We start from the raw sequence: 25,905 nt of genomic DNA on the forward strand, positions 1-25,905 counted from the left end.
CCTTCTTCATAGAGCATAAAGATTGGGGAGCTCTCAATAGATTTATCGTTGTACCATTCACAAGCGCCGTCGCGAAATGGGATTGGGAGCGAAATGTCTCTTTAAAACAAACACGTGAATTAACAACACAAGAATATTCTTTTTGGAGCGTTCTGTTTCACATGAGGGTCGTGCCCCCACTAAAAAACACAATAAATAAAAATATGGAGCAATGTGTAATCCCCATTATTAAAAAAACATTGCTTTAAATGCTTTTGAAAGCCATAAAGCTGAATTAAAAGGAGATGTCAAACTGAGGATTGAGTTTTACCTTTACGGCTTTACATTTTCCCAAAATGGGATTGTCTTCCAGTTTCAAAGGTTACGTCAACAGAAATACGCAATCCCCTCGCCCTCATCTGACAGACAAAAGCTGGAACGACTCATAAAGCTCTTTTTTTCTCAATCTCTGACTCAAAACATGTGGCTGCATTAAGTTTGGATGTTGATTTACAGGCAACAGCTAAAGCACACGGGCTCTTAGGAAAACAGTGCCGTAAAGTTACAAACTGACCTGCAATGAAGTGGAAAGATGTGCTGGCTTTTTATAAGACACCTTGTAAAAAACACCCATAATACATTTGACTTTGCGTTTTCTCATTCTAACAGGTGTTTTTACATATTTTTGCGTCATATTTACAAAAAGCAGATTAAAGAGAAATATTTAGACAATTCTTGACTCGAAAAGATGCAACAACAGAGTTTCGCGTGTCTTTATCATCAAAAACACTAAAATTGATTTTATTCTTTCTACAACCGGTCGTCGTCACCTTAGTGAGAAGTAGTATGTCACAACACATGCAACAGACGGGATCCTATCCTCATAGGTTTTCACTCTCGTTTACATGAATTAGCTGGCTAGACCAATGCCGCCTAGTCACTAAAACCATGTCATACGGTAGAAAGCAAAGGAGAGCATGCCTATTGCCGACAAAATACAGCTTTTTGTCGACTTTTTCGATTTTGCTCATGTTATAAAAAACAATGCAAAATTCTAGAAAATAGACAAATAATTCCATAGTAACATGATCAACAAGTACAAACCCACACAAAATGTGTGGGCTTTTTTGTTTATGCAAATAAACAAATTAAATACATATTTGTTATTTAATAGGTATTTCCCAATGGCGGACACGAACAAATGAGCATTCTGTCTCCCGCAACATTATCAATACGCGATACAGGAGGCCAATATTTATTGGCTGGATCAAGAGAACTGTTGGGAAAAGCAGCTTCTTGTCGCGAATAGGGTCGTGCCCAAGCATCATCTAAAGTATCTGCCACTGTATGAGGGGCATTCACCAATGGATTATTGTCTTTTGGCCAAACCCCATTCCCAACTTTTTTCGCTTCTTCAGCAATAGAGAGTAAAGCATCACAAAAACGATCAATCTCTGCTTTTGGTTCTGATTCCGTTGGCTCAATCATCAAAGTTCCCGGAACCGGAAACGACATCGTGGGCGCATGAAATCCATAATCAATGAGACGTTTTGCAATATCATCAACACTCACCCCATACTGCTCTTTCAACACGCGTGTATCCACAATACATTCGTGCGCAACACGTCCATGCTTGCCCCGATAAAGAATGGAATAAGCGGCTGAAAGACGTGCAGCAATATAATTGGCATTTAAAATGGCTATTTGTGTTGCATATTTTAAGCCATCAGCCCCCATCATTCGAATATACATCCATGTAATTGCAAGAATAGACGCACTTCCATAAGGAGCAGCCGAAACCGCATGCGTTGTCCCATCTTGTTCATGACCTGGTACGAATGGTTTGAGATGCGCAGCAACTCCAATTGGTCCCATACCAGGACCACCACCACCATGAGGAATAGCAAATGTTTTATGAAGATTCATATGACAAACATCAGCGCCAATATCCGCAGGACGAGCAAGCCCCACAAGGGCATTGAGATTAGCACCATCAAAATAAACTTGTCCGCCATTTTCATGAATAATAGAACAAATTTCCTTAATGCTTTCCTCGTAAACACCATGGGTTGAAGGATAAGTAATCATGAGAGCGGCCAATTTATCTTTATGCAATTGCGCTTTCATCTTGAGATCGTCTACATCAACATCACCATCGCTTAAACATTTTACCACAACGACTTCCATCCCTGCCATATGGGCCGAGGCTGGATTTGTACCATGCGCAGATGCAGGAATAAGACAAACTGTACGTTGATGTTTTCCCCGTGATTGGTAATATCGTCGGATAGCCAAAAGCCCAGCATATTCACCTTGAGCACCAGAATTTGGCTGAAAAGAAACTTGCGCAAATCCTGTAATTTCACACAACCACGCATTTAACTGGTTGATCATCTCCAAATAACCCGCTGCATCCTCTAGTGAAACAAAGGGATGTATATTGGCCATGCTAGCCCAACTTACAGGCATCAATTCAGCAGCTGCATTAAGCTTCATTGTACAAGAACCAAGAGGGATCATAGCGCGATCCAGCGCCAAATCCTTATCCGCTAAACGACGCAAAAAGCGCATCATATCTGTCTCTGAATGAACCGCATGAAAAAAAGGCTGAGAAAGAAAAGCAGCATCCCGTTTTTTTCCAAAGAGTCGTGGAGAAACCTTATCAACGAGTTGTGCCCCCAAAAGCTGCGCTAAAGCACCAGCATCTTCTTCTGTTGATAATTCATCAAAATTGATTGCAATAGTGTCATCATCGAGAACACGAATAAGGCGCCCACCTATTTTGGCTTGATGCGCAATTTCTCGTGCTTTTCCCTTAACAGAAATACTCACACAATCAAAAAAGCTTTTCCCTTCAACATGAACCCCTGCGGCTTCTAAACCAGCAACAAAACGACATGTTAAATGATGAATTCGCTGCGCAATTTCTTGTAAGCCTTTTGGCCCATGCCAAACAGCATAAGCGGTTGCCATATTAGCCAACAAAGCCTGCGCTGTACAAATATTTGACGTCGCTTTATCGCGCCGAATATGTTGTTCACGTGTTTGCAAAGCTAAACGAAAACCAACGCGTCCTTTGGTATCCACGGATTGACCAACAATACGCCCTGGAATAAGACGCGTTAACGCATCACTCACGGCAAGGTAACCAGCATGTGGACCACCAAATCCCATCGGAACGCCATAACGCTGCATAGTGCCAACAACGATATCTGCCCCCCATTGAGCAGGTGGCTCCTGAAGAGTAAGCGCTAAAGGATCAGCTACAACGATAACGAAAGCTCCCTTTTCCTTTGCCTCTTTTATGATCTCACTGTAATCATGAAAAGAGCCTTTTGTATCTGGCCAAGACAAAACAATTGCCGCTGTATCAGGATCAATTTCGCCATTTTGGCTAATCTGAATCCCTTGTGTTTCAGCACGCGTTTGCGCAACACTCAAAGTCTGAGGATGTAAAAGACTCTGAAGAGAAATTTTTGTTTTTTTCTCACGGAAAAAGCGAACAGCAAGGGCATTGGCTTCAGCTAAAGCAGTTGCTTCATCAAGAAGGGAAGCAGCAGAAACAGGCAAACCTGTTAGTTCACTAACCAATGTCTGAAAATAAAATAAAAGCTCTAAACGACCTTGGCTAATTTCTGCTTGATAAGGCGTATAAGCAGTATACCAAGCAGGATTTTCAAACAGATTTCGTAAAATAACCGGAGGCACATAAGTTCCATGATATCCTTGCCCAATAAAACTTTTGTGCACATGGTTACGCTCCATCATCTTGGAGAGTTCTTCCAAGGCTTGTCCTTCACTAGCAGCCTCTGGAAGATTCAGTGAACGTCCCAAATGGATAGAGTGTGGAACAGCTTGAGAAATAAGTGTCTCAACACAATCAAGCTCTAAAACATCAAGCATTTTTTGTGTTTCATCAGGACGCAGCCCAATATGTCGAGAAGAAAAAGAACGCTCGATCATGGTACTCATCCAATCAAAGCCTTATAAGCATCTTTATCTAACAACCCCTCCAGTTGTGTCTCATCCTGCAATGTCATTTTCCATAACCAGCCTTCTGTTTCGGGTTTCTGGTTTACCAGTTCAGGATTATCAGCCAAGGCTTCATTTATTTCGACCACTTCACCATCAAGAGGAGCATAAACATCTGAAGCCGCCTTCACTGATTCCACAACAGCCGCCGCCTCTCCTTTGGAAAGTTTTGTTCCACTTTGTGGTAAATCAACAAAAACCAAATCCCCTAATTGCTCTTGCGCATAATGCGTAACCCCAACAGTCACCACCTGCCCTTCAACGCTAAGCCATTCATGGTCATGTGTAAAATAAGTTTTAGACATAAAAAATCATCCTTTAAAATAACGTTGTTCAACAAAGGGAAGAGAATGAACTGATAATACAATCTTTTTGCCTCGCAGTTCTGTAAAGACTTGTGTCCCTTCAACTTTAAAATCAACAGGAACGTAACCCATCGCGACAGGACCATCAAAAGAAGGACCAAAACCACCTGATGTTACAATGCCAATCTCATTACCTTGATCATCAAGAAGCACCGCACCGGCACGAATAGGTTGACGCGTTTGCGGTTTTAATCCAACACGACAACGAGCCGGTCCTTTTTGCAGTGCTTCAAGAAAAGCCTTCGCACCATAAAATTGTGCTTTTTCTCGAACACTTTTAGGAACAGCCCATATTAGAGCCGCATCAATAGGTGTCGTATCAGGGGTAATATCATTTCCATGCAAACACAGCCCCGCTTCCAACCGCAAGCTATCGCGTGCGGCAAGTCCAATCCACTCAACACGAGAATCACTCAGCAATTTTTCAGCCAACATATGCGCATGCCCTATAGGCAAAGCAATTTCAAAACCATCCTCTCCCGTATAACCAGAACGCGTTATAAACCAATCCTGTTGTGGTTCGAATCCTTGCATAAAGAACAATTCATTCCCTGGTAAATCGGCATCAGCAAGAACAGCTGCCGCTTCAGGACCTTGAAGCGCAAGCAATACCCTTTCAAGTGCAATCACTTGACATTCAAAATCAACCGCACGCTTTTCCAATTCTACAAAATCAGCCTGTGCATTCCCAGCATTGGCGACCAACATAAAACGACCCTCTTCCAAACGGGTAATGATAAGATCATCAAGAATACCAGCCTGCTCATTAAGCAAATAATTATACCGTGAATGCCCAATCTTTAAAGCTGCTGCATCAATGGGAAAAGCATAGGACAAAAATTCCACAGCTTGTGCCCCTTCAACCGCAATCAATTTCATATGAGAAATATCAAAAAGTCCTGCATGTGCACGCGTATGAAGATGCTCTTTTAAAACGCCAAGAGGATAAGTTAAAGGCATGTTCCAACCCGCAAAAGCACCAAATTTTGCTCCTGCTTTTTCATGCAAATCATATAAAGGAAGTGTTTTTAAAAAAGATGTTTCTTGTGCTGTGCCCATAATAACTCCAAAGCTGCGCTAACGCCCATAGAATATGGTCGTCTCTGCCCCCTCTGTCATCAACCTGAGAGACTCGCGAAAAGATTTTTCGCTTACACCTTCGGCGCGGGTTCTCCCGACTTTCCAGATCTGCCTTCTTCCTTTTACGGTCCTTAAAGCCTGAGAGATTATGGGCTATTTCCCCTTCGGCGGCAATGCGAAAATTTGCAATCTGCACTCTCCCGCAAAAGAATGAAAGAAACGATAACGCTCTTTCCAGCATATTTAAACCTATAGCCTATCTTCATCACACTGTCATTAGTAAAGTGATGAAAATGTTCTCATTTTTAAACTTGCATAAGCTGCTTCAAAAGATTTATAATATTATCCTTTTTTGAACCTTACAAAAATTGCAAGGAACACATTTTAGGAAATTTAAGACAAAAATCAAAAGCTATAAACAAAAATACCTCTTGAAAATCATGCAAAACGTCACACACTAAAAAGATCGCAAAGCAATATTCTTTCGCGCGCAGTTCAACCTTAAAGATAGGGTTTCATATTCTTTTTGAGAATAAGGACTTCAAATATTTTATAAGTATGATTTTAATGCACAAGAAGTAGGTTTTCTGCTTTCTCAATAGTGTCATAAATAGCGACTATTTACAGACTAAAACTACCGAACAAAGGTGACAAAATACTCATGAAAGCTGGTAATATCTCTTACAATTGCGAAAATGATCTTCCAAAACAAATTGCTCTTTTTCCTTTAGAAGGTGCACTCTTACTACCCGGTGGTTTTTTATCACTCAATATTTTTGAACCAGAATCACTTGAAATGATTGAAAATGTTATGGTAACTGATCGTCTATTGGGCATTATTCAACCACTTTCATCGGATACAGATCGCTTCTCTACACAACTTTATAAAACAGGCTGTATAGGGCGCATTACAAACTACAGTGAAACAGGAAACGGACAACTGTTCATTATCTTACAAGGTATTTGCCGCTTCACTTTAGAACAAGAATTGAAAAACACAAAATCCTATCGAACAGCTCTCATCCAATCAAACATAAAAGACTTGCAAGAATTTGATATTGAAGAAAGCATTAACCGAGAGAACTTACTCGACGTTGTAGAAAAATATCTAACCATACATGAAATGGAATATAATTGGAGCAGCATCATAGAAGCCCCTACACCTATATTGGTTAATGCTTTTTCAGCTCTTATCCCCTTTACACCAGCAGAAAAACAAGCTCTCCTTGAAGCTCCAGATATTGAAAGCCGTGCCCAAACTCTTCTTGCATTAACAGAACGCTCGCTCATGAAACAAACAGGAACAGATTACCGCTTAAACTAATGAATGTCCAAACATGAAAAAAATGACCACAGATCCAAAAATGCTCGAATTGCTCGTCTGCCCAATGACGAAAGGTACTCTCTCTTTCAACCGAAAAACACAAGAGCTCATTTCTCTCAAAGCCAAACTTGCCTACCCTATTCGTGATGGCGTTCCCATTATGCTTGCCTCAGAAGCGCGCCCTTTGCAAAACAATGAAGAAATAACGCATAAAAAATAAAAAATCCTCATGCAATTTCCCTCTACAAGCCCACTGTTATCAAGTCTCTATCAATATGATATCTCAATATTTACGATTTCTGAAAAAAGAACTTTACAATAAAGATATTTATATCGCTTTACACCTTGTAACAAAAGCCAAAAATATCATCAGATTCTCTCATTCCAGCCTGTTCATACTGAAGCAATCAAAACCATTCGCTTGCACCACACAAGCATCTGAATAAAAATGGCTCTTATGAACTTCTTAAAAGCAAGAATTATAATAACATTTTGAACCAACTCAGGTAAATGAAATTTATTATATTAAACATAAAGATTGTTATATTTCATGGACTTTAATTTATACTATTTACGAACAACATATTTGAGATACCTCGATTTAAGATGAATAAAAACGACAAGTTATATCATCTTATGTATACCATATCGGGACAAGAATATTTATCTGTTTGCGTAATCTTTGAAACGGAGAAGCAACCTAATTTGGGGGAAAAAAACATAAAATCGTAAAGGAGAAAATCACCCCATTACCTTACCATCACCCTTTAATTTCGCTTTACAATTTTTAAAAGTATCTAAAGTATCTCAAGCAATATTTTTTATGTATAATATACGCATTAATTACATGAAAACTTGAAAAAACAAACAAGAAACACTGTTGTAATTTCAATTGACGATTGAAAGTAATTGCCTTATGAAGAAGGCTTGTGTTTTTGGTCGTATACGCGACGATCAATAGGGCCTGGAAGCCCGAAACCGAGCATAAAGATTAGCCCGCTTTTGCGGATATCCCGGAATTTCCGGGGGCTCTTGTTATGTCCAAGTGCTTTCAGCACTAAAAGCAAGGGGCTGACTCGGTTTCAGCACTTCCAGACCCCGGAATACTAATGCGAGGGCGCTCGCAACCGGTGGGGACATCAAGTGAAAGCCAAAAATCTACATTTTTACGATATTTCTTTAGGCAAAAAAATTCGCTTCAGAAGAAACGTCATGGGGTTTTCTCAAAAACAATTAGGAAGTCATTTAGGCGTAACATTCCAACAAATCCAAAAGTATGAAAAAGGCTTAAATCGCGTAAGTGCAAGACGTTTACAGGAAATTGCTCATATATTAGATGTTCCCGTTTCCTTCTTTTATGCTGATAGCGCAAAAAAAGAAGAGAACCTCTATCATTGTGATGACAGAATAGCAAGCAAAGCAGAATATTTACTTTTAAAAAATTTCAGAATACTGACCCGCAAAAAACAAAGAGCAATTTTGCAGTTGATTTCTGATGAAAAAAATAACTCCTTATTTTCATAAGTTCATTGCAAAGATAATCAAAGTCCTTAATAATATTGACAAGAATTGTGACTGTCTCCCCACACTGCATGAGAATGAAAATGCTTAATCTAATCTGATTTGTAAATAATCCGAATTCTAACGAGTTTAACTTAGAAATAGTGCATTGATTTATAATGATAATCTAACGTCATTGATATTGAATAAGTGTTCCGAATATCGTAAAATTCTTTCATTTCAAACGTGTTCTATATTGAATCAATCAAAATCACTGTTGGCACATTACAAGCAAAGTTGGCGTGTGAGTAAAAACGTACAAAAATGCATACCTCTTATTGAATCGTCTCACAAACCAAGAGCTGTAACGACATTGGGTGCTAAAAAAATGTATGAGGTGCTAACTTGCTCTTTTATTAAACATAAATATGGAGGTGTTCAACGACTTTCCACCCATATGAGTTACTTAAAAAAAGGCTTGCCAAACAAGCCTAAAAATATTTCCACACACTAAAAAAATACTTAAATATATTGAGAAAAATCAAAGATCTTATACCACTATACTCCAAATAATGATATTTTATAGCATAACAGGATTAAAGTAAAAATAAGAAATATAAATTAAAAATAGACACAAAAAACTATATTTATAACTTTCATAAGAATTTATCTATATATGGATACTTAAGTTTATCCTGTTGTGCCATAAATTCTATCATTTAAGGTATGAGGGCATGAAGCACGCATACCTCCTTAAAACATTCAAATGTTTTTTAGATACCCAATATCTTTTTAAATATTTTTAAGCCTGCTTGTTGAGCCTTTAGTTTAAGTAAAAAATGGGAAGCCACTAGAATCTAGCTGTTTACAGACTGTAATAGGAGGCTTCGCTTTTAAAGGTATAGGGAGAAAATTAAATAATTCAACAATTAACAGATAAAGTATTAAAAGATTCCACGAACGCGATACGTAATACCATCCTTAAAAAATTCACAAAGTGAGAAGGTACACATTGACAGAAGATAAGGAATTCACTTAATTAAAGTGTTTTCTAAAGAGATAATAGCTTAGCGTAAAATATTCAATTTTTTCAATTCTGAAAGATTAAAAGAGACGTATTATTTGAAATAAAACAATTTATTGTGCTAATGATGATGATTGGTGTGCACAAAATTGAGTTGTTGAAAATCAAAAATATAATTTAATGATGTTCCTTGACCAACTCACTCTCTCCTGAGTATAGCACGGGGAATAAACGTGGAGAGACATGAGGAGTATATAGAAAATGAGTTATAAAGTTGCAATTGTCGGCGCAACCGGAAATGTTGGTCGTGAAATGCTTACAATTTTAGAAGAACGTGGTTTTCCTGCACATGAAATTGTCCCTCTAGCATCACGACGCTCATTAGGACAAGAAGTTTCTTATGGAGATAAAACTTTAAAAGTAAAAGCACTGGATACTTACGATTTTTCTGACACAGATTTTTGTCTTATGTCTGCGGGAGGGAGCATTTCCAAAGAATACGCCCCTAAAATTGCTGCTGCCGGCTGTGTCGTCATCGATAATTCCTCCACGTGGCGCTATGATGCCAATGTTCCGTTGATAGTCCCTGAAGTCAATGGCGAAGCTATAAATGCCTTTTCTAAGCGTAATATTATAGCAAATCCTAATTGTTCAACAATTCAACTGGTCTTAGCTTTAAAACCTCTCCATGATGCTGCAATCATTAAACGTGTTGTTGTCTCTACATATCAGTCTGTTTCTGGAGCTGGTAAAGAAGGAATGGACGAACTTTTCGAACAATCACGTGCAGTTTTTGTTGCAGACCCAATTACATCAAAAAAATTCACTAAACGCATTGCCTTTAATGTCATTCCTCATATCGATGTTTTCATGGAAGATGGTTATACAAAAGAAGAATGGAAAATGACGGTTGAGACAAAGAAAATTCTCGATCCGAAAATTAAATTAACAGCCACTGCTGTTCGGGTCCCTGTCTTTATCGGTCATGCCGAAGCCGTCCATGTTGAATTTGAAAAACCACTAAGCGCATCTGAAGCACAAGCGCTCCTCCGCGATGCACCAGGCTGTCAGCTTATCGATAAACACGAAGATGGTGGTTATACCACACCTTATGAAGGTACCGGAGAAGATGATACCTTTATTAGCCGTGTTCGTGAAGATATCACCGTTGAAAATGGTTTAGCTTTCTGGGTTGTCGCCGATAATTTAAGAAAAGGAGCGGCATTGAATGCCGTTCAAATTGCTGAATTGCTCATTTCTCGTAATTTGATAAAGCCTAAGTCCGCAAATTAACGCCCTGTCCGAAAGGACAAAGAACCCCTAGCCGGTCTGTCAAAAGTCCGGCTTCTCTTCAGTATAACCTTCCCCAGCTGAAGGTTCATATCACCATCCTAAAGAACTGTAATCCAAGGTATTATCAAATTTTACTTTGAATATCCTTGAATGCCTCGCCACCTTAAGTTAAGCATTGCCGCCTTAATGAAATTTTACGGTACAATAGGATCAGCAGCATAAGCATTGTTTGCTTCATGCTGCTGATCCTTTTTGTCATTCCGGTTGTGAAATTAACTTTACCCTTATCGAGCAGGATAGGTCACGACACGGTAACGCGTTTCATTACGTTCAAAATTTTTGTAATTGACATTATCAGGAAAGGAGGGATTATAAGCACTCACGTGCTTTACAGAAACGCCTTGTGCTTTTTGCGACGGATTTAAAATTGTTCGTTCATCCCTTTTTTTAACACCTGTAGAATCGATAATCATATCTGTTCTGTATAGTTTTTGCATATTTTTCCGTGTTTTTTGAATCGCCGGAAGAGCTTTAAAGTCGGAAACAGCCTGTTTTACTTTTTCTTTTGGCGATTTTACCATGGATTTTGATTTTGCTGGCATCTTTTTAAAAGCAATGGTAGGAACATTGTTAACATTGACGTAACGTGCAGATGCCCAACCAACTTTTCCATGATAACCAAGAGAACACCAAGTTTTATTGGATAGGCAGCCATAAATTTGCACTTTTGCTCCCATTGGAACCATTGCGATAACTTTATAAGCTGTCGCAGGGCCTGTGCGTAAAGATACCTGACCTGATGCAACACGAGCAACTGTTCCTGTAATGGTTCCAGCTTGTGCGTGAAAAGCAGTCACAGCCACCCCTGACGCTCCTAAAGTCCATAAAGTCATCATTGTTGATAAAAATTTCTTTCTTAACATTATTTTTCTTCCTCTCTTAAAACGTATGAAGGGCAAAAATTCGCCTTTGCAAAAATTTGCCGCGTTTAAATCCAATGATCAGCAACCTTTATTCCCCCCCCCAAAAAACCACAACATTGCAACAAAATTTCTCTTTATCGCCTACACGAACACGGCCTTTTGATCTTGATTGCGCAGTATGTTCTTCATGAATTTACGGCTAAAGCATCATCTGATTGTCCGGTTCTTCAACCAATTGTCCCTTACAGAAGTTTTTAAAGGGGCATTGGTTCCTTCAACAAATGATTGCAATAAAAGAATTGATTGCCTAAATTTCAAAGATTTTCTGAGAATGAATGATGATCAGCCCCCAAAACAACTAAAATAGAAGGAAAAATAATACTCTTTAAAAAATAAAAGTGATTGAATATTCTCTAAAGCTTGTATAACTTTAAATCTGCCTAAAAAGATACAGAGTATATTGAAACTTCGCTCAAAAAATTTCTCGAAAAAGAAAGTTAAAAGCATATGACATTAAAATTTTTTTCTCGTAGTCGGATTATAGGATTATTCCTCTCTCTCTTTGCACTTTTTTTGTCTACTGCTTTTTCCATGGCCGCAGACAAAACAAAAATCAAACTTGGTATTATGGAAGGGCGGGATGCAATTATTTGGAAAACTGCTGCTGAAGAGGCTAAAAAAGCCGGTTTAGATATTGAACTCGTTTATTTTTCTGATTATGCTTTGCCTAATGATGCTGTTAACGCAGGAGAGATCGATGCGAATGCTTTTCAGCACGCCCCTTATCTTAATGAACAAATGAAACAACGTGGCTATAAACTTTCAATTGTCGGCTATACATTTATTGCTCCAATCGGTGTTTATTCACACAAAATAAAAGACTTAAAAGATCTTCGTGATGGTGCTCATGTTGGTATTCCGAACGACCCATCTAATGGTGGAAGAGCCTTACTTCTTCTCAATTCTTTAGGTCTCATTAAGTTAAAAGATCCTCATAATATTCTTGCATCTCCACTTGATATTATCGAAAATCCTAAAAACCTGCAAATTCGTGAGCTCGATGCCGGTATGTTAGGGCGAGCTATTGACGATTTTGATCTTGCAATTATAAACACAAACTGGGCTATTGTTTCCGGATTAAACTTCGAAAAAGATGTAGTCGCATGGGAGAGCGCAAAAAATAATCCTTATGATAATATCATCGTTGTACGCACAAGCGAAAAAGATGAGCCATGGGTTAAAAAATTAGTTGCCGCTTACAACAACGATCTTATCCGTGCAAAAATCAAAGAGATTTTTGGCAATACCGCCCAAACATCTTGGTAATTGTGCCAAATATCCGAGTAATTGTGAATGGAAAAACCTACTCTTATCTCCTTAAAAAACATCAGCCGTTGTTTTAACAAAACGGCTGGTGTTCCGGTAATTAATAATCTCTCTTTAAATATCCATGCTGGTGAAATCCTTGGCATTATTGGGCGCAGTGGAGCAGGAAAATCAACACTTATTCGCTGTTTAAATGGGTTAGAGAAGATTGATGCAGGGTCCATTTTTTTTGAAGGTGTTGATATTTCTAATCTATCAGAGATAGAATGGGCGCCTTACCGTCAACGAATTGGGATGATTTTTCAACATTTCAATCTTCTCTCATCGCAAAATATTCTTGATAACATTGCATTGCCACTTAAATTAAGTGGTGTAAGTAAAAAACAACGCCACAAACGTGCCCTTGAACTGATTGAATTGGTTGGGTTATCTGGGAAAGAATATTGCTATCCAGCACAATTGTCTGGGGGACAAAAACAACGCGTTGGCATTGCACGCGCTCTTGCTGCTAATCCTAAAATATTGTTATCAGATGAAGCCACCTCTGCTCTTGACCCTGAAACAACACAATCTATTCTAGAGCTCCTTGCTGATATTAATAAACACCTCAATCTCACGATTGTGCTCATCACCCATGAAATGGAAGTTGTGCGCACCATAGCGCATCGCGTTGTTGTTCTTAATCAGGGGAATATTGTAGAAGAAGGACGTGTGAAAGACATCTTTACATCACCGCAAGACGATACAACCATAGCTATGCTCAAGCTTGTAACCCCGCAACTTCCTGAAAAATTTGCGAAAAATCTCAAACCAATCGGACGAGAAGCTGTCATTGAAATTAATATTGCCGGTGAAATTGCCCAGCAGCCTTTTCTTCATCTTCTAGAAAATGAGAGTGGTTTAAAAGCACGTATTTTGCATGGTGGCATTGATACAGTTCAAGATGAAACCATCGGGCGACTCTTCTTGGCTCTTCCTGGAGAAGATAAAGAAGCTTTAGAAAAAGCTGTTCAATGGTTAACGAAAAAAGGACGATATTGTGAGGTCTTAGGCTATGTTTAATGTTCTGTCTCATGAACTTCCCCAAGCTGTTATTGATACAATATTGATGACACTTAGTGCTTCTGTTATGGCATTTATTATAGGGCTTCCCCTTGGTCTTCTTCTTCACACAACAGCACGCGGAGGGATTTTTTCCTCATCTCTCATCAATCGCCCTTTAAGCATGATCATTGACAGTATTCGTGCCATTCCCTTTATCATTCTTGCATTTTATCTTCTTCCCGTTACGCGTATCGTTGTAGGAAGAGGGATAGGAATGCCTGCTGTAATTTTTATACTGACCATTTCAGCTATCCCTTTTTATGCTCGCATGGCGGAACTCTCTTTTAAAACCGTTGAAAACGGTCTCATTGAAGCGATCCGCTCGATGGGTGCAAGTCGTCTTCAAATTATCAGACATGTTCTTATTCCTGAAGCTCTCCCTAGCCTGATTACAGGTTTTACAGTCATGGTCATTTCTCTTATAGGAGCCACCTCACTTGCTGGATATCTTGGTGGAGGCGGTTTAGGGGATATGGCAATCCGCTATGGCTACCAACGCTACAATACCTTCATCATGACCATCGTCATCATCCTTTTGATCGTGCTTAATATTACAACCCAATGGACTTCTGATAAAATCGTACAAAAACTTGATAAAACAAAACATTAAAAGACTTAGAATTTCACATGCCAATACCATCATCCTCTTTGCCACTTTCCAAGTGCACCAACCCTTGCCTATCGAAAACACTCATAAGAGATTAGAAACTTTTTTCTTAAACAGTTTTTATCTCTCCCCATCCGTTTGTAACATGAAAGAAAATAGTTTTAATGGCTTTAATATAAAAGGGGATAAAATAAGAGATCTCACAGTATGTGAAACTCTCTTTAAATTAAGACATTGGTCACGACCTTTCCCAACCTTAGATAACACATTGAATTTATAATGATAATATGGCGTTATTCATATTGAATGAGAACTCTGAATACCGTAAGATCCTCTCATTCCCAATTTGTTCCATATAGAATCAACCAAAACCTCTCGCTTACACGTTAAAAGCGGGAAGAGCCGTGTGAGTAAAACTATACAAGAAAGAAAGGCATGCCTCTTATGAATTATCTCAAGCGCCAAGACCTGTCTTAACATTGGCGGCTAGCATATAATATGATGGTGCCGGTTTTCTTCTTCACAAGCATAAAGATAGGGGTGCTCAATGGCTTTATCGTTATACTATTCACAGGCGCCATTGCGAAATGGGTGTGACGAGCGTTGAGAGATGTTGCTTTAAAATAAACCCGTGAATTGGCAACGCAAGTATATTCCATTTGAAGCGTTCTGTTTTACGTGATGGGTATGATCCCATTAAAGAACGCTATAAACAAAAGCGTGAAGCAATGCACTATCTTCATTAGGAAACTCCTCTTCAAAACGATCTAGTAAAGATAGCAACCCGCTCTGGCTATCAACGCTATGATAGCTCCACCATATCTATCATCCTATAGATTATTCTCAATATCATCATTGAAGAAACTTCTAATAGAATTGTATAAAAATTTTATAAAATAAAGCACTCAAATAATCTAGATATTGGAAGGTTTTTCTTCCACAACAGCAACAATAAGCCATTGAGCTGTAAGAGCTGGTTTTTTTAACTTTTCAATTTCCACCGTAACCCCATAATGGAAAACCACTCGACCAGAAGGACGAATTTCTGCGTCGTCTAACACAAAACGCGCACGTATCCGTACCCCTGTTTTCACAGGACTCATGAAGCGTACTTTATCGAAACCATAATTAATCTCCATTGTGCTCCCTTCTAACTCTGGAAGAGCTTCATAAGCGAGCCTAGACAAAAGCGATAATGTTAAAAAACCATGAGCAATCGTGCCGCCAAAAGGTGTCTTTTTAGCCTTTTCCTCATCAACGTGTATCCATTGATGATCATCTGTAGCACATGCAAACTGATTAATCATATCCTGTGTAACAAGACGCCACTCCGATAATCCCACTTCTTTCCCAATAAAACTGGTGACATCTTGTACTGTTATTTTTTGCTGCATAACGCTATTCCTATTTTATTTGATAAAAGAAACCACCCCTCTTGCTTTTATAAAATCCATTGATTAGAGCATCAAGAATAAAAGATTAATTGTCTTAAAAACAAATGCACCTTATGAATGAGAAAAGTTCTTTAACAGAATAGTTTTCAAATAGGAAAAAAGAATGGCAAGCAATGTGAACCTAACAGGTTTAGCGCATGATTTGAAACAACGTGCAGAAAACCATCCCCCCATCCGTATTGGACTGATTGGTTGTGGTGAAATGGGCACAGATTTATTATCAAGTATTGCGCATATGGATGGTATAACAGTCGCTGCTGTAGCCACGAGGACACCGTCACGTATTTTTGATGCCGCTACACTAGCCTATGGCGAAGATGGACATGTCTGTGAAGTTGAAAATACTTATGCTCTCACCCAAAGCATTGAAAAGGGTTTGATTGCAGCAACAGATGATATTAACCTTGTTTTGCGCCATGAACAAATTGATATTATCGTTGATGCAACAGGCTATCCCGAAGCAGGAGCAGAGATTGGTATCAAAGCGCTTGAGAATAACAAACATCTTGTCATGATGAATGTTGAAGCAGATGTTACAATTGGCGCTTATCTCAAACATGAAGCAGAAAAACGAGGGCTCATTTATACACTTGGTGCCGGCGATGAACCTACTTCTTGTATGGAACTCATAGAATTTGTTTCAGCCCTTGGACATAAGATTGTTGCAGCGGGTAAAGGAAAAAATAATCCTCTGCGCTTTGATGCTACACCTGACGCTTACGAAGAAGAAGCATTCCGGCGTAATATGAATGTGCGCATGTTGGTTGAATTTATTGATGGTTCCAAAACGATGGTTGAAATGGCAGCCATTGCCAATGCCACCGGACTTCTCCCCGATTGCCCAGGAATGCATGGACCACGAGCAGCGCTACAAGATTTAAACAAAGTGCTTATTCCAAAACAAGATGGAGGCATTTTACAACAATATGGTGTTGTAGATTATTCAATAGGTCAAGGTGTTTCACCTGGTGTCTTTGTCATTGCCGAAATAGCACACCCACGTTTACGCGAACGTATGGAAGATTTAAAAATTGGCCAGGGACCTTACTTCACCTTTCATCGCCCCTATCATTTAACAGCAATGGAAGTTCCCCTCACCTGCGCACGTATTATGCTTTATGGCAAAACAGATATGGTCCCTCTTAGCCATCCCGTAGTAGAAGTCTGTGCTGTTGCTAAAAAAGATTTACATCCAGGTGATCAGCTAGACTTTATCGGTCTTTATACTTATCGTGCTTGGATAATGAACATCCCAGAAGCACGCGCTCACCAAGCCATTCCTTGTGGCCTTTTAGAAAAAGCAACAGTAACCGCTGAAATTAAAAAAAATGAACTCATTACAGTGCATAATACTGCTATTCGTGAAGATCAATGGATTGCACGTCTTCGTGCTAAACAAGACCTTTTACTTCATTGCCCTTCTTCCGCTAAGCTATAAATACTCCTGAATTACCTTACTTAACAGTATCCTTCCCTTAGGCAACAGAATAACCCAGAATACACTTCTATCGCAAATACAGGTTTATGTTTTAATAAAAGCATTTTCCAACGATGCACATCACCACTGCCCTCTCACAATATGTCCCGTAAATGCGACAGTATAAACCACTCCATGAGATGGCATAAGATTCATTGTGTATCACTATCTTTACTCTATGAAGATACAAACCAGCACCATCATTTATTTGCCAATACTACAACAGTCCTTGAACCTCAGAGATAATTCATGAGAAGAATTTTTACTCTTTTTTTTAATAATTTTATCCATACACGAACGCAACTTGTTATACGTAAAAAATACTTTTGATGGATTTAACATAAACAAATTTAAAATGATAAATAATAATTTCTCATTTTTCTTATTGCATGAAAGCCATGGATATAGAGATATTTTTTATTTTATCCCCTTATGAAAGATAAAAAAATTTAAAAAGGATAAAATATACCTTTGATGAATAATCTTCATATGAGAAAAGGTAGACAATATTAAAAGACTGATAAAGATAGTAAGTATAATAGCCTTATTACTAGAAAATAATCATAAACTGTAAAAAAAATCAGGTTACGCTAATTTGTAAAAAAAAACATAAATGTATGATCTTGAACTTTAATAATGTTAATAAAAGCTACATTTAGTATTAAGAGTAGTAATTTTATTATCTAGTATAGTATAAATAATAAAATATTTATTTTTTAAAAATAATAAAGTGAACAAAAAAATCCTCGACTCTGTCGATGAGTTTTCTACTAAAGTGTACTGAATATTCCAAAAAGAGATACAACAGCACCTAATACATCCCCAATACATAAAGAAGCAAGAAGTGATAAAATACCTATCCCCCCCCAAAAGGCTGAACCTGAAAAGGCAGCAGCTTTTTCAGTTTTCCCTAAAGCAATAACATCTTGTTCCTCAACGCCTTGAATAACAACTCTATCCACAGCTTTAATAGCTACATTTTTTTCTAGTGTAGGAATAGTAATTGCCATTCTCTCTTGAACTTTATTTTTTACAAAACTTGCATTTCCCTCTATAGTTTGTACAAAAAAAATAATAAATAGTGTAAAAGTAAATGAACATACACGATTTTTAAATATTTTAAACATAGCTTTCTTTGCTCCTCTTTTTCTTCAATGAAAAAATGAAAGAATATTCACATATATAAAAACCAAAAGTTATATTTAATCATTTATATAATTGCACATAATAAAATATTATATGTAATTTTGTTATTATAATATAACACATTGTGTATTACATGTAAAGATAAAAAACAATAAATGATAAAAATAATTTATTCCTTTTACGCCATAATAACTCAAGATACCAACAGTAATATTTTGTCATTTTTATTGCTATAATTAAAAATAATAATAATTTATTAAATTTCTTATTATAAGAAATATTACTAAACAAATTCATTTAAAAAATTATATAATATATCTTTTATAAATAATTTAAAATGTAATTAATTTTAAAGAAATATAAAATTTAAAACTGCCAATATAATGATATATGATTGTCTATTATTTCAATAAATATAAAAATGAAATAGCACTTAATGGATTTTTATTATATCACTCATCAGTAATATTGAAAAATAAAATTGGTATCAAATAAAAACTTGATCTAAAACAAATCTATCCTAATAAAACAAATTTAAATAGTGTACTATTTTTCTATAAAACAGGTATAAAGTGTAAAAAAACAATTAAGATCTCTATCTTCAAATGGAAGAGACGTTAATAAAATGATTCTCAACTTTTACTGATATATAAAGAAAAAATACTGCATAGCATCTTCAAAAAGGTAATTCAGCCCCTTTATCTCATACAGCATAACGAACTCAAAATATTGACTTTAAAATCTAATAAAAAAAACGCATAAAATAAGTAAATCTATCAGATTTACAAAACCATTATAAGCAATACTAGAGCTCCAACAAACTACCTAAAATTAAATAAAAAGAGAGTCATGAAAAATGAAATGATCCCCACAATACTGAAAAAACTTTCTTTCTTAATTTTCATAAAAGTTATTCCATATTTTTCGTCAATATTGTAGAGCGCAGCCTTATTTATATTTTAATTAATTATATTTACTCTATATTAGTAACAAATAATTCTCTTTGAAAGAAATTTTTGGCAATATTCACATAACTGTCTGCAATTTATGAAAAACGAATAATAATAAATAATTGATCAAATGCTTGAAAGAAAAGGAATAGAGAAACTTACTAAAAAATTGCATTTTTAAAATACCAACTTAAGTAGCGCATTGAAAAAATAACGCCATGAAAACTGATATTGAATGATAAATTCATCAACCGATCACTTTAATCGCAAAATATTAATCTATAATAATAATTTATTGTTTTGCATGTTGAATGAGAAAGCTGACGATTATAAAACTCTCTTAATTTTAACTCTGTTTATATTGAATCAATCAAAATTCTTCACTTGCAAATCACAAACGAGATCGGTGTGTGTGTAAACACACTTGAAGAAAGGAAAATATCACTTATGAGGTATTTTAACTAACAAGCGCTGTTAACACAGTATTGAAAACTAGCAAAGTGAATGATGGTGCCCATTTTTACTTTAAAAGTGTAAATATGGTGGAAAACAATGGATTTTATATTATAAAACTTTACCGTTATACTATTCACGGGCGCCGTTGCAAAATAGGCTTGGATACCTTGAAAAATGTTTCTTTAAAACAAAAGCGTCAATGTGCAACACAATGGCGTTCTGTTTATTATGTATCCAACGGTGTTTCTTGTATCCAACGGTGTTTCTTACTGAATCATCTTATAAACTGCTCTATGAGATTACAAATTCATCTTAGTGAATTCTTCCCTTTATATTTATTTTTTCTCATGAACACTAAAATCTGTTAAGACACTATCCAAAATAAAATCAATCAACAAACATTTCTATTCTTTTGTAATATACAGATAATTGAATAGAGTTCCTGATTGCAACAAAAGTCTGTACTATTGCAATAGTAGAAATACTTTGATCATCCTCGCTCCATAATAAAAGAATAATATGTAATTTACAGAAAAAATTACATATTTAATAAATAATGAAAAATAATTTTTTCATTATTTATTGTGAAGTATTTAATATATATATATGAATATATAATTATTAAAAATGATAATATAAATCAGAAATACTTATAAAAGACAACTATCTTGAGAAAGATTGCCTAATATTACAGAAAAATTGCGGTGGCTTTGCTCAATAAAAACTTCTCTATTTTTAACAAAGCTCTCATTTTTATGCATCCATATGTGATGTAAAAAGACGCCTATTTGCGTTTCTCTTATAGATAGATTAAATAGTGACAGCACCTTTGATCACTTTGTCTCTTTTGACTTCTCTTTTGGGCATTAATTTATGGTATCTAACCCACCTTTTCTCGCTCTTTTACCTTTGGGTGCACATGAATATCACGGAGAGCACCTTCCTTTCGAAACCGACTGGATTATTGCTGAAGCTTTTGCAAAAGCCCTCACTTTACAAACAAAAGAGCAGTTTCATATCGCACTTTTACCGGTTGAAAAGATTGGCTATTCTATAGAACATATGGATGTTACAGGCACGCAAACCCTTACCTTTTCTGATGCGATTAAGCGATGGATAAAGATTGGTGAAAACTGTTATCACAAAGGGATCAACCGTCTTCTTCTTCTCAATGCTCACGGAGGAAATTCACCTTTAATGAGCATCGTTATCACCGAATTACGAAGGCGCCTTTCGATGCTCGCTGTAGCAACAAGCTGGAGCCGTTTTGGTTTACCACAAGGTCTCATGGAGCCATCTCAACAACATCTTGATATCCATGGAGGCTTTATCGAAACCTCTCTCATGCTCTATTTAGCACCAGAAAAAGTCCATATGGAAAAGGCAGAAAATTTTCATAATAAACAAGCGGATATGATTGCCAATTATCGGTATTTACGTGCTTATGGTCCTCATGCCTTTGGTTGGACAATGAAAGATCTAAATACGCAAGGTGCGGCAGGAAATGCAAGCAAAGCAACACCACAAGCCGGTGAAGCAATCTTTTCTCATGTTCTGTCTCAGCTTCGTGATTTACTTGATGATATCAATCGATTTAACATAAACACATGGCAATAAAGAACAATAAAAGGTCTCTCCATGGAAATGATACACCCCAAAAAACTTCCCGTTACGGTTCTCACAGGCTATCTTGGTGCTGGAAAAACCACCCTTCTCAACCGCATTCTCAGTGAAAATCATGGCAAACGTTATGCCGTCATTGTCAATGAATTTGGTGAAATTGGTATTGATAATGACCTGATTATTGAATCAGACGAAGAAATTTATGAAATGAATAATGGCTGTGTTTGCTGCACCGTACGTGGTGATCTCATTCGCATTTTAGAAAGCCTGATGCAACGTTCTCATCGATTTGATGCGATCATTATAGAAACGACAGGGCTTGCTGATCCCGTTCCCGTAGCACAGACCTTTTTCATGGATGATACTATCCATGAAAAAACAGCTCTCGACAGTGTCATAGCAGTCGTTGATGCAAAGCATTTTCCCTCTCAATTAAAAACAAGTCGTGAAGCTGAAGACCAAATTGCCTTCGCGGATATTATTCTTTTAAATAAGATTGATCTTGTCACCCAACAAGAACGCAGCCATGCTGAATCCCTTATTCTGGCCATTAATCCTCGCGCTATACTCTATACAACACAGCGCACCAATATCCCTCTTGAGACACTCCTTAATCGTGGTTTTTTTGATCTCCAACAGACTCTCGATCATGAACCTCATTTTCTCGATCACGAACATACACACCAACATGCCAACCATGTGTGCGGTCCCGATTGTCATCATGACCATCATCACGCATCCACCATTCATGATATTACCATCACTTCTGTAAGTTTAAAAACAGATGCTCTGCAACCAGAAAAGTTTTTCCCTTGGATCCAGCAGGTTACACAGCAACAAGGACCTGATATCTTGCGTCTTAAAGGCATTATCGCCTTTCAAGGAGACGATGATCGTTACGTCATTCAAGGGATACATATGCTTCTTGAAGGACAACATCAACGCCCATGGCGTGAAGATGAAAAACGAGAAAGCCGCCTTGTCTTTATAGGACGCTCTCTTGATGCTGAAAAATTAAAAACTGGTTTTGAAAATTGCGCATAAGTGAGTGATAATGCCAAACATTACCCATTATGATCTCAAAAGTTACTGCCTTTCCTGCGGTTTTATAGGCAATAAACCAGCCTTTGTTTCCGTAGAAGGTTTCATTGTTTTTTTTAATCCAACCCCACAAATCGTTGAAGTTCACCAAGGAATAATTTCAAGCCATTTTTCCCATGACAATACCGCGATCATCACCGGTGGAGAAGATGGAAAAGTCTGTCAAACAACCGCAGCAGATCACACGGAAGTGTTAAGCCAAAAAGAACGCAAATGGATAAACAACGTTGCTTTTGGTCCACAAAAAGCTTTTGCTTTTTCCTCCTCACGCCTCGCATTTGCGCATATTGGAAAAGAACGACAAGAGCTCACACATGAACGCAGTGTAGAAGGCCTTGCTTTTGCCCCCAAAGGTTTGCGACTTGCCGTTGCCCATTACAATGGTGTGACTCTTCATTGGTTATCAACGCAAATATCTCCCACCACATTAGTATGGAAAGGAGCTCATTGTGGTGTCACCTTTTCACCAGACAACCGCTATGTCATTTCCACCATGCAAGAAAACGCCTTACACGGCTGGCGTCTCACTGATAATCAGCACCTCCGCATGAGTGGCTATCCAAGCAAAGTCAAAAGCTGGTCTTGGAGCGCAAAAGGAAAATGGCTAGCAACATCAGGTGCCTCTGCCGCAATTGTTTGGCCCTTTCATACAAAAGATGGCCCCATGGGAAAAACACCTCTAGAACTAGGCACACGAGCAAATGCGCTTGTTAGCACCGTTTCATGCCACCCAAACAAAGAAATTGTAGCAATAGGCTTCAATGATGGAATGATTTTAGCGGCACAATTCCATGATGGAAAAGAAGTCCTTCTAAAAGGTTATGGGAAAAGTGCTATCTCAGCACTTAACTGGGATCAAGCAGGGCAAAACCTCTCCTTCGGTAGCGAAAATGGTGAATGTGGTATAATCAATATCACTGATTAAATTACACCAACAAACGCAATCATCGCCGATAAAAAATGCCCACACAATACTCCAGAAATCTTATCCCCTTGCATCTCCAGAGCTCTCAGAAATCCTATCTCCCTAATCTCCCCCCAAAAATCTCCTAAAATCTTCGTAATCATTAAATCTTCCCTCTTCCTTTTCTCCCCCCCTTTAGACAAGAAAATACCTTAAACATGTTTTTTGACCTTTTAACATTGCTACCCCCATACAAGAATAAAAACATCACCCTCAATACCGCCCCCCATCTCCCTATAAACATCTATATAGGCTACATACTTCCACAAAAGCATTTTTCTTAAAAATTTGGCAAAAAATAGCTGATATCATCATTAAAACAACGATTTATTCCTACGATCAGAAGAAGGGAATTCAACACTATTTTCCTAAATAAAAAATTTTTTGATTTCCCCCTCTAAAGAGCAAAGTTTCCTACGAGCAGCCTTCCACACTTTAGTTTCTTGCCTAGAAAATTCTATCTAATAATCATTTCATGGAGCTTCTATTACCGCCCTCTGTTCCGGTATCACCTTCTTCTACAGATTCTGTTGTTCTTCCTTCTGTCCCTGTTGAACCAAAGCCTTCTCAGTCCTCTGATCCTTTAGATCCTTCATCTAATCTCTCTATACCGCTTGATGTTCAGTCTAATCTCCAAATTAGAGCTGTTGTTCCACAGGTTCCAACTTATCTTCTTTTGCCAAATGCCTTATTTCATGCTGGTTTAGTGGATATGATCACGCAAAATAAGACGTTGGAGACAATGCGGAATGCTTTTCATTCCTTTGGGAAAGATAATAAAAAGACAGCCTTTTTTCTGCGTGCTTATGGGGGGAGTCATCATTATGCTTCCAATTTATCTGCTTTTGAATATGGTTATGGTGCTGAGCTCGATTATAATGCATTTCAAGCAGGTGTTTTGTTAAACGAGATTGAGAGTTTATATGGTCGTACATTCTTTGGAGTTTGGGGAAACTATGGAAATCTTTCTCTACACCCTCAGGATGTTGAACAAAGCAAAAAAAGCGCATTTAATAAATGGTCTGTTGCTGCCTATGGAAGTTTGCAGCATGATAGGGGTTTTTATATAGATGGGGTGGTATCGTATGGTCTTTTTAAGGGTGATGTTTTGACCCTTTCACGGGGCAAGGTTGTGGCGTTAAAGGGTAAACAGTTTAGCGGTTCTTTAACGAGCGGTAGAACGTTTGCAACAGGGGATAAAGGTGTTGTTTTTGCTCCGCAGATTCAGGTTGTTTATCAGCATCTTCAGTTTAATAAGACGCGTGATATTGATTTAGGAAAATTTCATGCAATAATTCAGAATGCTCATTCATCATTTTACATATTGAATAAAAACTAAATATTATAAATTTCTTTCATTTTAAACCTGTTTATATTTAATCAATTAACCCCTTGTCCATCACAAACGAAGCTGGCATGCAAAGAAGGACTTTTGAAAAAAGGTAAATTACTCCTTATGAACATTCTCGAGTGCTAAAATCTGCGCAAATATTGAATGCTGAAAAAAGAATGGTGATATCCGCGCATGACCGCAATAAAAATAATATCCTGTATCTTATCGAAATTTCTCTGCCACCTATCATTTACAAAACAACAACCGTAACAACACGATAAAGTATACTTTACTTTTATTATAATTTGACCTCAAACTCCCTCTTTTTGTTATAAAAATAAGTATTTATCCAAAATTCTTAAGTAAACATCCTAAAAAAGAAACAAATAATATGCGTATTAAATGATATAAACGTGAATAAAGTTCTAAAACAAAATTCAAAACAATGCATAAAACTCATAAAGACGAAACTTATGATCTATAAAAATTAATAAAGAAATGGACAAAAACAACCACCTATATCGTCTCTTTTGAAAGCTTATGCCACAAGCATTTAGCGTTTAATCTTCTCACATTCACAATGAAATCTGTCCTCATATCTTAACATCAAAAATTTTAGAAAAATTTCTCATCGCATAAAAGAAAGCATCTATTGTAATCTTTTATATCAAAAAAATAACCATATTGATGAAGCAAAATAAATTTTAATACATTAAAAAGTAGAAAATCTTCTGCCTTTTAACTAAAAACACATATTGCAGCTCTTCAAAAAAGGTGGCGCAATCCAGCAGAGAAACTCGTTCCAGAAAAACCAATTTTCTTAAATCTATGCTGATAAGTGACA

18 protein-coding genes, 2 pseudogenes and 1 riboswitch are annotated in these 25,905 nt (G+C 37.2%); of the genes and pseudogenes, 13 read left to right on the forward strand and 7 right to left on the reverse strand.

The genetic code is table 11. From position 1 onward, the window contains the following. Positions 1–1,146: 1,146 nt before the first annotated feature. The 3 genes from gcvP to gcvT are packed head-to-tail and all read right to left on the reverse strand — an operon-like array spanning position 1,147 to position 5,435. Positions 1,147–3,942, reverse strand: a complete 2,796-nt coding sequence (gene gcvP / locus ACFINI_RS07525) for an aminomethyl-transferring glycine dehydrogenase (RefSeq protein WP_375647344.1) — start codon at positions 3,940–3,942, stop codon at positions 1,147–1,149. Positions 3,943–3,947: 5 nt separating this feature from the next. Next, the gene (gcvH, locus tag ACFINI_RS07530) at positions 3,948–4,316 is read right to left on the reverse strand and encodes a glycine cleavage system protein GcvH (protein ID WP_375612294.1); all 369 of its coding nucleotides are present in this window, start codon (positions 4,314–4,316) and stop codon (positions 3,948–3,950) included. Between the two features lie 6 nt (positions 4,317–4,322). Next, on the reverse strand, positions 4,323–5,435 hold the full coding sequence (gene gcvT / locus ACFINI_RS07535; protein ID WP_375621605.1) for a glycine cleavage system aminomethyltransferase GcvT: 1,113 nt from the start codon (positions 5,433–5,435) through the stop codon (positions 4,323–4,325). A gap of 136 nt (positions 5,436–5,571) precedes the next feature. Then, positions 5,572–5,669: riboswitch (glycine riboswitch) on the reverse strand. 448 nt (positions 5,670–6,117) lie between these two features. On the opposite strand from gcvT, the gene ACFINI_RS07540 reads away from it, so the two are divergent. The 4 genes from ACFINI_RS07540 to ACFINI_RS07555 all read left to right on the forward strand — a co-directional run bounded on the left by ACFINI_RS07540 (position 6,118) and on the right by ACFINI_RS07555 (position 10,597). Beyond that, positions 6,118–6,780, forward strand: coding sequence for an LON peptidase substrate-binding domain-containing protein (locus ACFINI_RS07540; protein WP_375621604.1), 663 nt, complete (start codon positions 6,118–6,120; stop codon positions 6,778–6,780). Positions 6,781–6,793: 13 nt separating this feature from the next. Next, entirely contained in the window at positions 6,794–7,000 is a 207-nt protein-coding gene (locus ACFINI_RS07545; protein ID WP_273791466.1) for a Trm112 family protein, read from the forward strand. 923 nt (positions 7,001–7,923) lie between these two features. Beyond that, the gene (locus ACFINI_RS07550; protein WP_375647318.1) at positions 7,924–8,304 is read left to right on the forward strand and encodes a helix-turn-helix domain-containing protein; all 381 of its coding nucleotides are present in this window, start codon (positions 7,924–7,926) and stop codon (positions 8,302–8,304) included. Between the two features lie 1,261 nt (positions 8,305–9,565). Beyond that, positions 9,566–10,597 carry an aspartate-semialdehyde dehydrogenase gene (locus ACFINI_RS07555; RefSeq protein ID WP_375613639.1) on the forward strand — a complete coding sequence of 344 codons (1,032 nt, stop codon included), beginning with the start codon at positions 9,566–9,568 and terminating at the stop codon, positions 10,595–10,597. Between the two features lie 284 nt (positions 10,598–10,881). Here the strand turns inward: ACFINI_RS07555 and ACFINI_RS07560 are convergent, their stop codons facing one another. After that, a complete protein-coding gene (locus ACFINI_RS07560) occupies positions 10,882–11,520 on the reverse strand; it encodes an SH3 domain-containing protein (protein WP_375647323.1) in 639 nt (212 codons plus the stop codon). A 507-nt stretch (positions 11,521–12,027) separates the two neighbouring features. On the opposite strand from ACFINI_RS07560, the gene ACFINI_RS07565 reads away from it, so the two are divergent. From ACFINI_RS07565 to ACFINI_RS07580, 4 genes and pseudogenes are all read left to right on the forward strand, one after another. Then, positions 12,028–12,846, forward strand: a complete 819-nt coding sequence (locus tag ACFINI_RS07565; protein ID WP_375647326.1) for a MetQ/NlpA family ABC transporter substrate-binding protein — start codon at positions 12,028–12,030, stop codon at positions 12,844–12,846. A 27-nt stretch (positions 12,847–12,873) separates the two neighbouring features. Next, positions 12,874–13,908 carry a methionine ABC transporter ATP-binding protein gene (locus ACFINI_RS07570; RefSeq protein ID WP_375612288.1) on the forward strand — a complete coding sequence of 345 codons (1,035 nt, stop codon included), beginning with the start codon at positions 12,874–12,876 and terminating at the stop codon, positions 13,906–13,908. After that, positions 13,901–14,560 carry a methionine ABC transporter permease gene (locus ACFINI_RS07575; protein ID WP_375609233.1) on the forward strand — a complete coding sequence of 220 codons (660 nt, stop codon included), beginning with the start codon at positions 13,901–13,903 and terminating at the stop codon, positions 14,558–14,560. The genes ACFINI_RS07570 and ACFINI_RS07575 overlap by 8 nt, the downstream gene beginning before the upstream one ends. Positions 14,561–15,123: 563 nt before the next feature. After that, positions 15,124–15,300, forward strand: a pseudogene (locus tag ACFINI_RS07580) (integrase); the annotation flags it as partial. A 171-nt stretch (positions 15,301–15,471) separates the two neighbouring features. On the opposite strand, the gene ACFINI_RS07585 reads toward ACFINI_RS07580, so the two are convergent. Then, complete coding sequence (locus ACFINI_RS07585) at positions 15,472–15,951, reverse strand: MaoC family dehydratase (protein WP_375647331.1); 480 nt, start codon at positions 15,949–15,951, stop codon at positions 15,472–15,474. 163 nt (positions 15,952–16,114) lie between these two features. Between ACFINI_RS07585 and ACFINI_RS07590 the strand changes: the two genes are divergently transcribed. Beyond that, positions 16,115–17,449 carry an NAD(P)H-dependent oxidoreductase gene (locus ACFINI_RS07590; protein ID WP_375647335.1) on the forward strand — a complete coding sequence of 445 codons (1,335 nt, stop codon included), beginning with the start codon at positions 16,115–16,117 and terminating at the stop codon, positions 17,447–17,449. An 809-nt stretch (positions 17,450–18,258) separates the two neighbouring features. Here ACFINI_RS07590 and ACFINI_RS07595 read toward each other — a convergent pair. Beyond that, positions 18,259–18,615, reverse strand: coding sequence for a hypothetical protein (locus ACFINI_RS07595; RefSeq protein WP_375647338.1), 357 nt, complete (start codon positions 18,613–18,615; stop codon positions 18,259–18,261). Positions 18,616–20,913: 2,298 nt separating this feature from the next. Here ACFINI_RS07595 and ACFINI_RS07600 point away from each other — a divergent pair. Genes ACFINI_RS07600 through ACFINI_RS07610 form a run of 3 tightly spaced genes read left to right on the forward strand, consistent with a single transcriptional unit; the run spans position 20,914 to position 23,689 of the window. Further along, positions 20,914–21,657, forward strand: a complete 744-nt coding sequence (locus ACFINI_RS07600) for a creatininase family protein (RefSeq protein WP_375612284.1) — start codon at positions 20,914–20,916, stop codon at positions 21,655–21,657. Positions 21,658–21,678: 21 nt separating this feature from the next. Next, complete coding sequence (locus ACFINI_RS07605) at positions 21,679–22,707, forward strand: CobW family GTP-binding protein (RefSeq protein ID WP_375647342.1); 1,029 nt, start codon at positions 21,679–21,681, stop codon at positions 22,705–22,707. Positions 22,708–22,717: 10 nt separating this feature from the next. After that, on the forward strand, positions 22,718–23,689 hold the full coding sequence (locus ACFINI_RS07610; RefSeq protein ID WP_375638760.1) for a WD40 repeat domain-containing protein: 972 nt from the start codon (positions 22,718–22,720) through the stop codon (positions 23,687–23,689). Here the strand turns inward: ACFINI_RS07610 and ACFINI_RS07615 are convergent. After that, on the reverse strand, positions 23,686–23,832 hold the full coding sequence (locus tag ACFINI_RS07615) for a hypothetical protein (RefSeq protein WP_375621594.1): 147 nt from the start codon (positions 23,830–23,832) through the stop codon (positions 23,686–23,688). The genes ACFINI_RS07610 and ACFINI_RS07615 overlap by 4 nt on opposite strands. A 389-nt stretch (positions 23,833–24,221) precedes the next feature. On the opposite strand from ACFINI_RS07615, the pseudogene ACFINI_RS07620 reads away from it, so the two are divergent. After that, positions 24,222–25,016 (forward strand): annotated as a pseudogene (locus ACFINI_RS07620) (autotransporter outer membrane beta-barrel domain-containing protein); the annotation flags it as partial. Positions 25,017–25,905 lie beyond the last annotated feature (889 nt).

Source organism: Bartonella sp. AA56HLJMS, assembly GCF_042197145.1.
Taxonomy (GTDB): domain Bacteria; phylum Pseudomonadota; class Alphaproteobacteria; order Rhizobiales; family Rhizobiaceae; genus Bartonella.

Excerpts from the sequence above, each read along its gene's own strand:
- gcvH (WP_375612294.1), bottom strand. The coding sequence starts at position 4,316 with ATGTCTAAAACTTATTTTACACATGACCATGAATGGCTTAGCGTTGAA.
- ACFINI_RS07565 (WP_375647326.1), top strand. The coding sequence starts at position 12,028 with ATGACATTAAAATTTTTTTCTCGTAGTCGGATTATAGGATTATTCCTC.
- ACFINI_RS07595 (WP_375647338.1), bottom strand. The coding sequence starts at position 18,615 with ATGTTTAAAATATTTAAAAATCGTGTATGTTCATTTACTTTTACACTA.
- gcvP (WP_375647344.1), bottom strand. The coding sequence starts at position 3,942 with ATGATCGAGCGTTCTTTTTCTTCTCGACATATTGGGCTGCGTCCTGAT.
- ACFINI_RS07610 (WP_375638760.1), top strand. The coding sequence starts at position 22,718 with ATGCCAAACATTACCCATTATGATCTCAAAAGTTACTGCCTTTCCTGC.
- ACFINI_RS07590 (WP_375647335.1), top strand. The coding sequence starts at position 16,115 with ATGGCAAGCAATGTGAACCTAACAGGTTTAGCGCATGATTTGAAACAA.
- ACFINI_RS07605 (WP_375647342.1), top strand. The coding sequence starts at position 21,679 with ATGGAAATGATACACCCCAAAAAACTTCCCGTTACGGTTCTCACAGGC.
- ACFINI_RS07545 (WP_273791466.1), top strand. The coding sequence starts at position 6,794 with ATGAAAAAAATGACCACAGATCCAAAAATGCTCGAATTGCTCGTCTGC.
- ACFINI_RS07600 (WP_375612284.1), top strand. The coding sequence starts at position 20,914 with ATGGTATCTAACCCACCTTTTCTCGCTCTTTTACCTTTGGGTGCACAT.
- ACFINI_RS07615 (WP_375621594.1), bottom strand. The coding sequence starts at position 23,832 with ATGATTACGAAGATTTTAGGAGATTTTTGGGGGGAGATTAGGGAGATA.
- ACFINI_RS07540 (WP_375621604.1), top strand. The coding sequence starts at position 6,118 with ATGAAAGCTGGTAATATCTCTTACAATTGCGAAAATGATCTTCCAAAA.
- ACFINI_RS07585 (WP_375647331.1), bottom strand. The coding sequence starts at position 15,951 with ATGCAGCAAAAAATAACAGTACAAGATGTCACCAGTTTTATTGGGAAA.
- ACFINI_RS07570 (WP_375612288.1), top strand. The coding sequence starts at position 12,874 with ATGGAAAAACCTACTCTTATCTCCTTAAAAAACATCAGCCGTTGTTTT.
- ACFINI_RS07575 (WP_375609233.1), top strand. The coding sequence starts at position 13,901 with ATGTTTAATGTTCTGTCTCATGAACTTCCCCAAGCTGTTATTGATACA.
- ACFINI_RS07555 (WP_375613639.1), top strand. The coding sequence starts at position 9,566 with ATGAGTTATAAAGTTGCAATTGTCGGCGCAACCGGAAATGTTGGTCGT.
- ACFINI_RS07560 (WP_375647323.1), bottom strand. The coding sequence starts at position 11,520 with ATGTTAAGAAAGAAATTTTTATCAACAATGATGACTTTATGGACTTTA.
- gcvT (WP_375621605.1), bottom strand. The coding sequence starts at position 5,435 with ATGGGCACAGCACAAGAAACATCTTTTTTAAAAACACTTCCTTTATAT.